Source organism: Nocardia sp. TBRC8007 (assembly GCF_056629435.1).
Genome location: NZ_JBWSOR010000223.1, coordinates 1 through 260, shown reverse-complemented (window position 1 = coordinate 260; position 260 = coordinate 1). Strand labels below are relative to the sequence as shown.

Annotated in this window: 1 protein-coding gene; it reads right to left on the bottom strand. The window is 66.5% G+C overall.

Annotation, left to right across the window (positions count from 1 at the left end; translation table 11 throughout):
• Positions 1-220, bottom strand: a 220-nt coding sequence (locus tag ACX4ZE_RS23405; RefSeq protein WP_480275632.1) for a hypothetical protein, incomplete at its 3' end; no start/stop codon positions are given.
• Between the last annotated feature and the right edge of the window lie 40 nt (positions 221-260).

Genomic DNA, 260 nt, shown 5'->3' with positions numbered 1-260 from the left:
GCACCGACACCCCTGCCCCCGCTAAGTCGGTGTCGATAAACTCGTGGAGGGTGGCGTCGAAGATTTCCGTAGGGCCGTACCCGTTGAGCACCCGCACCCCCGGCCACAGCGCCCGAGTCCGACGCGCTACCGCCGCATCCAGTCGCTCACCCAAGAACACCACCGCATCCAGTTTCGGCAGCGCAGCACCCTCTATCCCGGCCATCACCTCTGTGAACACCGACGGCACAGTGAACGCGACCCCACAGTGCCTGCCCCGG